The sequence below is a fragment of the uncultured Gimesia sp. genome, from assembly GCF_937919775.1.
In the GTDB taxonomy this organism is placed as follows: Bacteria; Planctomycetota; Planctomycetia; order Planctomycetales; family Planctomycetaceae; genus Gimesia.
This window is the reverse complement of record NZ_CALFPF010000723.1, coordinates 1-9,303: the sequence shown is the minus strand read 5'-3', so window position 1 is coordinate 9,303 and position 9,303 is coordinate 1. Positions and strand designations below refer to the sequence as shown.

The 9,303-nt window shown below is 52.7% G+C and carries 12 protein-coding genes; 3 read left to right on the top strand and 9 right to left on the bottom strand.

Going from position 1 to position 9,303, the window contains the following annotated elements; all coding sequences use genetic code 11:
* The 3 genes from Q0294_RS20405 to Q0294_RS20395 all read left to right on the top strand — a co-directional run.
* Window positions 1–922 (top strand): DUF1559 domain-containing protein (locus Q0294_RS20405; RefSeq protein ID WP_366918001.1); only part of this gene is annotated, 922 nt, incomplete at its 5' end.
* Between the two features lie 70 nt (window positions 923–992).
* A complete protein-coding gene (locus tag Q0294_RS20400; protein ID WP_299469137.1) occupies window positions 993–1,418 on the top strand; it encodes a hypothetical protein in 426 nt (141 codons plus the stop codon).
* Between the two features lie 82 nt (window positions 1,419–1,500).
* The gene (locus Q0294_RS20395; protein WP_299469135.1) at window positions 1,501–2,640 is read left to right on the top strand and encodes a sialidase family protein; all 1,140 of its coding nucleotides are present in this window, start codon (window positions 1,501–1,503) and stop codon (window positions 2,638–2,640) included.
* A gap of 119 nt (window positions 2,641–2,759) precedes the next feature.
* Here the strand turns inward: Q0294_RS20395 and Q0294_RS20390 are convergent, their stop codons facing one another.
* From Q0294_RS20390 to Q0294_RS20350, 9 genes are all read right to left on the bottom strand, one after another.
* Window positions 2,760–3,068, bottom strand: a complete 309-nt coding sequence (locus tag Q0294_RS20390; protein ID WP_299469133.1) for a cyclic-phosphate processing receiver domain-containing protein — start codon at window positions 3,066–3,068, stop codon at window positions 2,760–2,762.
* Between the two features lie 226 nt (window positions 3,069–3,294).
* Window positions 3,295–3,825: a hypothetical protein gene (locus tag Q0294_RS20385; protein WP_299469131.1), complete on the bottom strand. Its 531-nt coding sequence runs from the start codon at window positions 3,823–3,825 to the stop codon at window positions 3,295–3,297.
* Between the two features lie 107 nt (window positions 3,826–3,932).
* Window positions 3,933–4,601, bottom strand: coding sequence for a pyroglutamyl-peptidase I (gene pcp, locus Q0294_RS20380; RefSeq protein WP_299469129.1), 669 nt, complete (start codon window positions 4,599–4,601; stop codon window positions 3,933–3,935).
* Between the two features lie 126 nt (window positions 4,602–4,727).
* Window positions 4,728–6,236: an SDR family oxidoreductase gene (locus tag Q0294_RS20375; RefSeq protein ID WP_299469127.1), complete on the bottom strand. Its 1,509-nt coding sequence runs from the start codon at window positions 6,234–6,236 to the stop codon at window positions 4,728–4,730.
* Window positions 6,237–6,586: 350 nt separating this feature from the next.
* Complete coding sequence (locus Q0294_RS20370; RefSeq protein ID WP_299469125.1) at window positions 6,587–7,015, bottom strand: hypothetical protein; 429 nt, start codon at window positions 7,013–7,015, stop codon at window positions 6,587–6,589.
* Window positions 7,016–7,021: 6 nt separating this feature from the next.
* A complete protein-coding gene (locus Q0294_RS20365) occupies window positions 7,022–7,714 on the bottom strand; it encodes a hypothetical protein (protein ID WP_299469123.1) in 693 nt (230 codons plus the stop codon).
* Window positions 7,715–7,717: 3 nt separating this feature from the next.
* Window positions 7,718–8,224 (bottom strand): hypothetical protein, encoded by a 507-nt coding sequence (locus Q0294_RS20360; protein WP_299469121.1) that lies wholly within the window; start codon window positions 8,222–8,224, stop codon window positions 7,718–7,720.
* A 28-nt stretch (window positions 8,225–8,252) separates the two neighbouring features.
* Window positions 8,253–8,495 carry a DUF6868 family protein gene (locus Q0294_RS20355; protein ID WP_299469119.1) on the bottom strand — a complete coding sequence of 81 codons (243 nt, stop codon included), beginning with the start codon at window positions 8,493–8,495 and terminating at the stop codon, window positions 8,253–8,255.
* Between the two features lie 136 nt (window positions 8,496–8,631).
* Window positions 8,632–9,111, bottom strand: coding sequence for a hypothetical protein (locus tag Q0294_RS20350; RefSeq protein WP_299469117.1), 480 nt, complete (start codon window positions 9,109–9,111; stop codon window positions 8,632–8,634).
* Between the last annotated feature and the right edge of the window lie 192 nt (window positions 9,112–9,303).

Below are 9,303 nucleotides of genomic sequence, written 5' to 3'. Positions count from 1 at the left end.
ACATCCGGAGAGAATCATGAAAATCAAGCGCGGATTTACACTGATTGAATTGCTGGTCGTGATTGCGATCATCGCGATCCTGATTGCCATACTGCTGCCCGCCGTCCAGCAGGCCCGTGAAGCAGCACGCCGCTCCAGTTGTAAAAACAACTTCAAGCAGGTGGGGCTGGCTCTGCATAATTACCATCAGACTCACCGCGTTTTTCCCCTGTCCGATCACCGGGACTCAGGTCGAGGCTGTTCAGGCAACGTCTGGTCTCAAAATGCGGTCTATCGCTACAGTTGGGGGGCGATGATTCTGCCCTTCCTGGAAGCAAGTGCCATTTATAAAAAAATCGATTTCAGCACAAACTATAATGTTGCCCCTTCCAACAACATCCAGGCGGTGGGCGCCACCATTGTTGTCTACATCTGCCCCTCTGATCCTCAAGGGGAAGATCGTTGTAATCGTACGGGCGGCATTAATAACGGTGGCCCCGGCAACAAAGACGACCTGGGACGTTCCAACATGGCCGGCATCGCCGATTCGCGCGACTGGGAATGCGCCGCGAACTGGGGGCGTTCAGACGGCGACGGCATACTCTATAACAACTCCAAAACAAGGATCAGAGACGTCATCGATGGCACGAGTAATACATTGCTCGTCGGCGAAGTGACGGGCGGCAAACCCGGGTCCTTCGACTGTAATTACTGGAGTGTCGTCAACCACATTGACACCGCGGGTGGCATCAACGGGCCTAACACGACTCCGGGACAAGGAACCTGGAGTCTCCGCACACAGCAGGCTTCAAGCTGGCATACGGGCGGTTGTCATTTTCTACTGGCGGATGGCAGCGTGCATTTCCTCTCCGAAAACATCGATTCGGTCGTATTGAAAAGCCTGACAACCCGTGCCGGCGGTGAAGTCGTCTCTCCGTTCTGAAGCTGATCATTGGCGTAGTTTCGTTTTTCAGTAACGCAGTTCGTCTGAAGAGAGCGGAAAGGTTGACATCATGAAACATCGTTTGCTGACAATCACACTTGCGTTGGGGCTTTCTCTCGCGGGTTGCGGGGGTTCGGAATCAGGTCCGGACCGGTCCATTGTCACCGGCAAAGTCACCTTTGAAGGACAGCCGGTAGCGCAAGGTCAAATCTGGTTTCTCCCCGCGCAGGGCAGGGAAGCCCCGCAAGCCGGTGCCGCCATCATCGACGGACAATATCGCGTCGAAAACAAAGGGGGCGTTCCCATTGGTGCCTGCCAGGTAAAAATCACGGCGGAACGTCCCGAGGCCAACGTCAAAATCGTCGCTGACGGAGGACCGGAGGAGATTCCGACCAGACAATATTTGCCCGCACGTTATAACGAGAACACCGAACTGACCGCGGAAATCGAAGCCGGTTCGTCTCCGATTGAGAAGAATTTTGACCTGACACCGTAACAGCCTGAAGTCAGCCTGTTCGTATTTTGAATCCCCACCCGATCATTATTTCCCTTTTGAAACGATAGAGGAAAACTCGCCCATGAAATCCCTGTGCTCGCTGCAGACGCTACTGCTGATCCTGTTCACAATCGGCGTCCCCATCAACTTACACGCCACTGATTCACTGCCGCTGGTGGATGTTTCAAAACAGACAGACCATCAGACGGTCATCGCCGCCGGAACCCCAAAAGTCTATCAGGGACATCCAACCACACTTCTCATGCCCGATCAGAAAACCATCTTCTGCGTCTGGTGCGTCAATCATGGCGGCTCGGCCGGACCGATGGCACGTAGCGAAGATGGCGGGAAAACCTGGCAGCGAATCGATCAGAAACTACCCGCCGGTTACGCCACCCATCAGAATTGCCCCAGCATCTATCGCATGGTCGATCTCGCTGGCAAAGCGCGGCTCTGGGTTTTCTCTGCGGCTCAGGGAAAACGAGGCGGCCCCGGCATGCCCAGCATCATGAGTGAAGACGCAGGAGAAACCTGGAAAGAAATGCCCCCGCTGGGTTTTCCCTGCGTGATGACCTTCAGCAGCATGGTGCAGTTGAAAGACGGCCGCTACCTGGGTCTGTACCATCGCGGGCCGGACGGCAAAGATCGCGCCCCGCTGGTGGTCCTGCAGACCATCTCCGATGACGGCGGCTTCAACTGGTCGAAACCGCGCGTCGTGGCGGAAGTCGAAGGAAAAAATCCGTGCGAACCGTGTGTCTTCCGCAGTCCGGATGGCAAACAGCTTTGCTGCCTGATGCGGGAAAATACGCACAAAGGCCGCAGTCTGATGATGTTCAGCAACGATGAAGGGGCCACCTGGTCGACTCCCGTGGATACCCCCTGGGGATTAACCGGCGACCGTCACAAGGAAGTCTTCACCAAAGACGGTCAGCTGGTCGTCTGCTTCCGCGATCAGGCACTCGGCAGTTCCACCCGCGGCCATTTTGTCGCCTGGGTCGGCACCTATGACGACATCGTCAACGGCCGCGACGGTAAATATCGCATCAAGCTGTTGCATCATTACGGACGCACTGGCGATTGCGGATACCCGGGCGTGGAACTCCTGCCGGACGGAACGATCGTCGCGACCACGTATGTCAAATACCGCGATGATGATGCCAAAAATTCGGTGGTCTCAGTCCGTTTCAAATTAGACGATTTACCACCCCAAACCGACAATTAATCGTCGTCCCAGGCCTACCAGTATTGAGTAGCGCGTGCCACTGTCGGCTGGCCCGACAGTGCGCGTGCGAACCGTCTTAACTCCATTTCCACGTTCCCTCTTTCGGTAATCAGCCGTCTTCAATCCGCACCGCGACACCGCTCTGCCAGTCGATTGATGGCCGCCACTGCGGCGGTCATGCGATTGCGGGCAGGGGGATTGGCCGTGTGCACCTGGATCACGGGGGGCTCGAAATCGCTGGTAGCGACGGTCTCTTCGATCCAGAGCAGCACATCGTAACCCGTGCCCCGCGCGTCATCACCCAGATCGTGGTCGAGACTGAGTTCCCGCACGTTTTCTGTTTTCAGTAACGTAATCACTTCTTCCGGCCAGCGTACCTGCCGCCAGCCCGGCGGCGCCTGTCGTTCATCGTCCAGATAAACTCGCATGTGTCTGCTCTTTCAATCTTGAACAGGAGAATAGATTGGTGATAGCTCTCATATTCAGATTAGACACCGTAGCCCCGAAAAAGTTCGGCAAGCCCCTTTAACCAACTCACGGTGTGGCACAGTCGGCTGGCCCGACAGTGAGAAAACGCTACAAAACAAGCCCGAAACGCTCATTCAGACTCAGGCAGGGCACAACGAATCTCAAATGGTTCCTGATCAAAGCAGGTCATCGCTCACTCGCTTCATTGCCAGACAACTCATTCAGGTAACTCCGCAATCTGATGGAAAGATCAAGATACTTTCTCGCTTGCTCCTCGGAGAACGTATAGCCTTCGGCATGTACAATCTTGTTTCTCAACAGACGCAGGTCACTAAAGATTTTGCAATGCCGCCTGTCCAGAAGATTCTCGTTTTCTAAAGTATCCTGGATAAGTTTGTACGGGGTATCGACGTCGTAATTTAATTTGTGTCCTTTCGACTGAATTAATAACCTGGCCGCGGTTTCAACTGATCTCCAAGCCTCAATCACAGCGACCGTAGGCGAAATACTGGCAAGCTCATACAGGTCAATCTCAACACTTTCCAGCCTCCCTTCCCGTGGGGGTTCATTCAGAGAGACCTCTTGTGCTTCGGCTTCAATTTTTTCGATACTCTCGCGGAAACTGACCTCAAGGTCTTTATATTTGAGCTTCTTCGTCTTTAAGAGCAACCGGGCCAGCGATTCGCGCAGAATGACCACCACAATGATCACGGTCACCGGCCAAACCAGGATTTCCAGTATTTTATTCATGCTGAACCAATGCGTTTTTTTGTGCTCTCGAAAGATATTTTCTTGCTGATTCGACGCTCATCTCTTGAGCAGTATCAAATCTGCAATCGGGAAACACTCGGCTCATCGATATCTTCCAGATTTTCAAGAGCCGCCCGGATTCCCAGTTCGACCCCCACAGTTGAAGTCTCGGCCGACATACTGGGCGTCCCCAGATTTTGCTCCAGCGCTGCCACACTTGGCAGTTGCGGCAGATGAATCCAGCCTGCGCGAATCGGCAATTGCTCCTGTGCGATGTAATGCAGAATGCCGTACATCAGGTGATTGCATCCGAAAGTTCCCGCGGCATCGGAAATGTCCGCCGGAATGCCACCGGCCCGCATCGCTTTGACCATCGCCCGCAACGGCACCGTTGAATAATAGGCCACCGGTCCCTCCGGTGCCGTCATTTGTCCCTGAGGCGCCGCCCCCGCATTGTCGGCCAGCTGGTAGCGCGTGGCATCATTCAGATTCTGCGCCAGTCGTTCCACCGTGATCATCGAGCGGCCCCCGAATTCCCCCAGCATGAAAACCAGCGACGGTTCCAGTTCCCTGATCGCTGCACTCACAACATCGATGCATTCAAAGAACACGTTCGGCACAATCCGAGACACAATTTTTGCCTCGCCAATCATAGTTCCATCCAACGCCCGCGCCACCAACTCCGCCGGGTTCACAGGAGTGTTGGCATAGGGTCCGTAGCCTGTCAGTAACACGTTCGTCATCTGTAAGCCTTCCTCAGATCAAATTGAAATCGAGTCGGCACGTCAGAAACCAATGCCTTTCGTCTCAATAACACGATGCACTCAGTGTGTTATAACGAAAAACAGAGCAGGGAGTCTACCGGTTGATCAGGGAGTGACAGAATTTTCTTCGGTAGCCGATACCCCGGTGCGTTGCGCTGCGGCAGCGATATTTCGCAACATGCCGGAGAACACGAAATGATGTAGCGGGCAGACCGCATACCAGTACAGGCGTCCGAACAGACCAATCGGATCATAAATCGCCGTCTGTGTGATCGTAGACGATTTTTCATCCCCCGTCACTTCGAATTCCAGCCAGGCGCGGCCGGGCAGTTTCATCTCAGCGACCAGACGCAGACGATGATCGGGCTCATACGCTTCGACACGCCAGAAATCGACCGTATCGCCGACCCGCAGGTTCTCGGCATGCGCCCGTCCGCGACGCATGCCGACACCGCCGACCAGCAGATCCAGCGCACCGCGCAGATGCCACAACCAGTTGCAGGCATACCAGCCGGTGTCACCACCAATCCGCTGAATCGGCTGAAACGCAATCGCGGGCGGGCGGTCTATCTTCACAGTGCGCGAATCAACGAGCCGTGTTCCAAATCGAACTCCCGCTCTGTCCGGCAGTTCGCCCGAAGAGGAGAGGGCGTCCGACCAACGGGTTTCAGCGAATGCTTTGTCTTCATTGGCCAGCGCACGGCTGATGGCGGCTTCAATGCCCATCGGCTGAATATCGAATGCTTTGAGCGCACGCGCATCGCGGACGACCGTTGAATGCACGATGCTTTCAATCAGCTTGCGACCAATGCGGGCATACAGGGGAGTGATCAGTCCCAGCCAGAGACTTGACAGATAAGGCGTCAGCACAGGGACCGGAATCATACGAATCCGCAAACCACGACATCGCGCATAAACGCGCATGATCTCGGCGTACGAAACCTGATCCGCCCCACCGATTTCAAACACGCGACTTTCCAGCTGCACCAGATCCAGGGCCGCGATGAGATAACCAATCAGGTCTTCAATGGCAATCGGCTGCGCAGACCGCATGACCCATTTCGGCGTAATCATAATCGGCAGTCGTTCGACCAGCGAACGGATCATCTCAAACGACAGACTGCCGGAGCCGATCACAATCGACGCCCGAAATTCCAGCACAGGCACGCCCGTCGATCCTAATATCTGCCCGACTTCCTGCCGACTCTTCAGATGTGCCGACAGTTCTTCGTCTTCGTTTCCCAGACCGCCGAGATAAATAATACGCTCGACGCCCGCCTCCCGCGCCGCTTCGGCAAAATTGCGAGCGGCCAGACGATCATGTTCTTCAAACGAACCCTTCGCCCCCATCGAATGAATCAGATAGTAGGCGACCTTCACCCCCTCCACGACAGGCCCCAGACTCGCACGATCCAATACATCGCCGGAGACCACTTCCGTAGACGCTGCCACTTTCGGCCGCAGTATTTCCGGACGTCGCGCCAGACAACGCAGCTTCGCCCGGTGCTGCTCCAGCGCCAGCAATAACCGACCGCCGACGTATCCCGTCGCCCCGGTCAGCAGGATCAGCCCTGTATCAGTCACCTTCTCATCAGCAGTATGATTCTCCGGCACGTTTCACCTTTCAGTACAGTGGAAAAGTCTGGACAGGGAAGTGTTGACTCACTGCATCACTATAGTGTGCCGTTCGTCAATAATGAGTCGTGAATTCTGAATTTCAGCGAATTGCAGGGGAATCTGAAAGCAAAAAGGTGCCTACGCATGATCTGTCGAATGCGGATTGTAACAGCAGCCACTCGTCACACCTCAATCGGTCAGACGAACTGATTGCTCATATTTAACCGCGGCTAACGCCGTGCGGCTGATTTTGTTTACCGCAATTAGCCGAAGGGCGTTAGCCCCGGTTCCTACCCAGTCCGTTTTGACTGCACATTTTGATGTTTTACTGACACCTTTCAAGATCCTCAATCAACAATCAGAATCGACTCTGGCTTGTCCCAGTCATAATCTTTCCCGTCTATGATGAGTCGTGATTCCATCATGTCGATTTCATGCCCCTGCCACGCGATGGTCACGCGACCTGGCCGCAGTGTGATATCCTCAAACGTCATCCGGGCACCGGGCATTTCATTTGCTTCATCGGGCAGTTTGAAAGTACCCGGTTGGATCGCATCTGCTTCTACATTTTGAAAGACAATCACGCGGTGCCACGTTTGTGCCTCTCCCCCTGTCAGTCGTAGTGTTAGCGAAGCATGCGGACCTGCGTTTCCAATCTCCGCATCCCAATAACCCTGCGATGCATTATACGATTTCAGATACCAGCTTAGGATCAGCACACACACGATGACACTAGACAGACAAATCAGGATTATTCTGACAGTATGTTGTTTCATTTTAAATCAATCTTCAAGTACCGCGCAAGTAAGAATAAAAGCTGCGGCAATCAATAGACCGAGAAGACCAGTGGCCACTTTGACGAGCCAGTTCCAGCGACTGGTAAAATAAGTGTCAGTAAAAGCAGCACTGAAGACCGTCAGATAAGCGAAAGTCCAACCCAGTACAAAAACCCAATCGATATAATCAGCAGCCGGTCCTTCCCAGGAGATAACAGGTCGTCGATGAGACCGATCTGCACGGAGATGTGACACTGCGAAGAACAAGACTGCTACGGAAGTCAAACACACCAAAACCGTCAAAACAGCGGGCCAGGCACTTTCCTTTTTTTGCTCAAACTGAAACCCGACCGGTAATCTCCAGCAAAGATACTGCTTCAAGTGTTCTGGTAATACAGCACGCAGTCCGAACAATAAACCTGCGACAACACCGGTCGACGCGAGACAAAAAAAGATCAGGTTATACCCTAAACAGGTAAAAGCATCGCCAAACACCTGTAGAAATCCGAATACAGGAGGTAAATGATTTGTCAGATTAAAATCGTTGACCTTCAACCCATATAACGCAAAGAAAAATGCCCAGACTGCATAAAAACAGGCGATCTCATTAATCTCAAATACAAATCCTGTTTCGTTTAACTTAACGGAATCCGTCAGCTGCAAATTCAGATTCTCAGAGGTTTCTTCATTCTGATTCATCGTTCAACCATCCTCAAACTGCTGCAGGTGATGTTCGAGTTCATCCCACTCTTTGCTCACATGCTGATTGACTTCCGGATCGGAATAATAAGGATGTCCGCTGGCGACACAGGCGTCGATCGATTCTTTCACCTGTGCGATCAAGGGCAACACGCGCGGTGCCAACTGCAACAGCTCAGGCAGACTCTCCTCGGTAAACTGAAACTGGATTGCAGATCCCAGGCCTAACACCTGACACCACTCACTCCCATTCTCCTCGCTCCAGATCGGGGTCACCAGCAGATAACGTTCAAGCACCGGGAAATAATAGACAAACGCCTTATCCCCCATCCACATGAAATCTTCCGCGTACGCACTGGGATTCTCCAAAAATCTCTGGTACGCCTCTGTCAGAGTCAAGCCGCCAAAGTTTTTCCAGGCCACCTGCGCATCCAGATCCCCTTCATAAGGATCAAAATCCCGTTCGCCGGGCAGGGGACCGGATCGATCCTGATATTGATTTTGTGTCATATTTCTGCAAATTTCTCTTAAACTCAACTCACCCCAGCATCAACAGCGCCAGATAAGGCACCAGATTAAACACAATAAACAGCAGCTTGAAGGCACCGATAAAAGAGTAGATCACCACATCAAACGTCTCGCGCGACATTGGAAACCAGACACTCTGCACGCGATAAACCAGATTCGGCGCAAACAGGCAGAACAGGGTCCAGAAAATCAACAGCCCGCCATCAAATATCGTGCACCACATAAAAAATGAAGTGAGTGTCTGCAGATCCATGCCGTTTCTCTTTTCTTTGTTGTCGTTGTTGGTGAATTAAAAACCCACGCGTTCATTACCTGGCACTCACCTCACTTTAAGGCTTTTCAGGCGGAGGTTCAATCTCAGTTTCCGGTGTTTCTGTTGTGGCGTTTGTTTAAACGGCCGCTACGGACACAGCTACAGTTTCCTTGTCTGGCGCTGCTTGGGGTTCGATTATTATTTTCCCGATCAGCAGCTTTTCAGCAGTTTTCAACCAGGCGAGCAGGTGCAGAAACACCATCACCGTCCCGGCTATCAGGAACAGCATTAATGCCTGACTCTGCAGCCACGGACGAGGATCCTTGTTTGAAAACATATTCCACATCTGGTCCAGGTTCAAAAAATCCCAGAGAAGATACAGTCCCAGAAAAAATGCGGAAAGGACCATCGGAAAATCAGCCAGAGTCAACAAACCAAGTTTCTTATAGAGATCCCATTTTTTGTTGGCTGCTGCTTGATCTTCCCCTTTCACTTCCTGGATCTTTTGAAATGCCACCAGCCTGATGGCAGACAGATATGCAGACAACGCAATCGCGATCCCGAAAAGCGTCAGTAAATTGCCGAAGTCCGTGATCGATTCAGACGCGAAAACCATTATGAGACAACTCCTCTCGATGGCGGGCAGTCAAATGTGTCAGCATTGGATAGCAACACGATTTACTGACAGTCGGGTTTAATGAACGTCGCAATATTCCAGTTGAGAGTGCCTGCCTGAATTATTCTAACAAATGAAACGAAAGGAAATCATCCAAAATCGTTCGTTTGAGCAGCAAAACTGCAGCGCCAC